The 2,700-nt window shown below is 48.5% G+C and carries 1 protein-coding gene; it reads left to right on the top strand.

Annotated features, from left to right (window positions below):
• Positions 1–2,700: hypothetical protein (locus AC1DFM_RS34545; protein ID WP_477081342.1), on the top strand; the 2,700-nt coding region annotated here is incomplete at both ends.

Here is a 2,700-nt window from a genome sequence, read left to right as displayed (position 1 = left end):
CAGAGTAACCTTTATCTGGTGGGTAACCAACGGCGTCTGTGATTCGACCAGTGCAGCCGTTTCTGTTGTAAACTATCCTAAACCGGTGGTTGCCAAAGTTGATAGTGTGGCGGCACAATGTAATAACGCTACRTTCACTATTAAAGGAAATGATCCTACTACTACCTTCGGTGGTAAAGGTGTTTGGAGATTTACTCCTACTCCGGGTGTAACCATCACCGATAGCACTAAAGCAACGACCACAGTAACTGTTCCTGCTGGTAACAGAGTAACCTTTATCTGGTGGGTAACCAACGGCGTTTGTGATTCGACCAGTGCAGCCGTTTCTGTTGTAAATTATCCTACACCGGATATAGCAGCTGCGGGTGGTGAGCAGAAACACTGTAATGACTCTATCTTCACTATGACAGCTAACAAGCCTGCTCAATTTGGAGCATACGGCGCGTGGACTATTGTAGGTGGCAAACAGTCATGGATTACCATTGCCGATACTACTTTATACAATACTAAAGTGACTCTGCTGGCCGGTCATACCGCTACACTGGTATGGACCATTACTAACGGTACTTGTGCCGCTACTACCAGCCAGGTGAAACTCACCAACTATGAAGTACCTTCTACTGCAGTGGCTGGTGGCGACCAGAAACACTGTAATGATTCCATCTTTACAATGGCGGCTAACAAGCCGGCGCAAATGGGTGCAGCCGGTGCATGGACTATTGTAGGGGGCAAACAATCATGGATCACTATTGCAGATACCACTTTATTCAATTCTAAAGTGACCCTGCTGGCTGGTCATACCGCTACACTGGTATGGACCATTACCAACGGTACCTGCGCAGCTACTTCTGATCAGGTAACACTGACTAACTATGAGGTACCTTCTACCGCTGTAGCCGGTCCTGAACAGAAACATTGTAATGATTCCATCTTTACAATGGCGGCTAACAAGCCGGCGCAATTCGGAGCATATGGCGCGTGGACCATTGTTGGTGGTAAACAGTCCTGGATCACTATTGCAGATACCACTTTATTCAATTCTAAAGTGACCCTGCTGGCCGGTCATACCGCTACACTGGTATGGACCATCACTAACGGCACTTGTGCCGCTACTACCAGCCAGGTCAAACTCACCAACTATGAAGTACCTTCTACTTCAGTGGCTGGTGGCGACCAGAAACACTGTAATGACTCCATCTTCACACTCGCGGCTAACAAGCCGGCGCAAATGGGTGCAGCCGGTGCATGGACTATTGTAGGTGGCAAACAATCATGGATCACTATTGCGGACACCACTTTATTCAATTCTAAAGTGACCCTGCTGGCCGGTCATACCGCTACACTGGTATGGACCATCACCAACGGTACCTGCGCAGCTACTTCTGATCAGGTAACACTGACTAACTATGAGGTACCTTCTACTGCAGTGGCTGGTGGCGACCAGAAACATTGTAATGATTCCATCTTTACAATGGCGGCTAACAAGCCGGCGCAAATGGGTGCAGCCGGTGCATGGACCATTGTAGGGGGCAAACAATCTTGGATCACTATTGCGGACACCACTTTATTCAATTCTAAAGTGACCTTGCTGGCTGGTCGTACCGCTACACTGGTATGGACCATTACCAACGGTACCTGCGCAGCTACTTCTGATCAGGTAACACTGACTAACTATGAGGTACCTTCTACCGCTGTAGCTGGTCCTGAACAGAAACACTGTAATGATTCCATCTTTACAATGGCGGCTAACAAGCCTGCGCAATTCGGAGCATATGGCGCGTGGACCATTGTTGGTGGTAAACAATCTTGGATCACTATTGCAGATACTTCAGCATACAATACCAAAGTGACGCTGCTGGCCGGTCATACCGCTACACTGGTATGGACCATTACCAACGGTACCTGTGCCGCTACTACCAGCCAGGTAAAACTCACCAACTACGAAGTACCTTCTACTGCAGTAGCTGGTGGCGACCAGAAACACTGTAATGATTCCATCTTTACAATGGCGGCTAACAAGCCGGCGCAAATGGGTGCAGCCGGTGCATGGACTATTGTTGGTGGTAAACAATCTTGGATCACTATTGCCGACACCTCTTTATTCAATTCTAAAGTGACCCTGCTGGCTGGTCATACCGCTACACTGGTATGGACCATTACCAACGGTACCTGTGCCGCTACTACCAGCCAGGTAAAACTCACCAACTACGAAGTACCTTCTACCGCTGTAGCCGGTCCTGAACAGAAACATTGTAATGATTCCATCTTTACAATGGCGGCTAACAAGCCTGCGCAATTCGGAGCATATGGCGCGTGGACCATTGTTGGTGGTAAACAGTCCTGGATCACTATTGCAGATAGCACTTTATTCAATTCTAAAGTGACCCTGCTGGCCGGTCATACCGCTACACTGGTATGGACCATCACTAACGGCACTTGTGCCGCTACTACCAGCCAGGTGAAACTCACCAACTTCGAAGTGCCTTCTACTTCAGTAGCTGGTCCTGAACAGAAACACTGTAATGACTCCATCTTCACACTCGCGGCTAACAAGCCTGCTCAGTTCGGAGCATACGGTGCATGGACCATTGTTGGTGGTAAACAATCATGGATCACTATTGCAGATACTTCTGCATACAATACCAAAGTGACCCTGCTGGCTGGTCATACCGCTACACTGGTATGGACCATCACTAACGG

The organism is Chitinophaga sp. 05T412, assembly GCF_056396465.1.
Note: the sequence above shows the minus strand (reverse complement) of the source record. Positions and strands in the feature narration are given on the sequence as shown.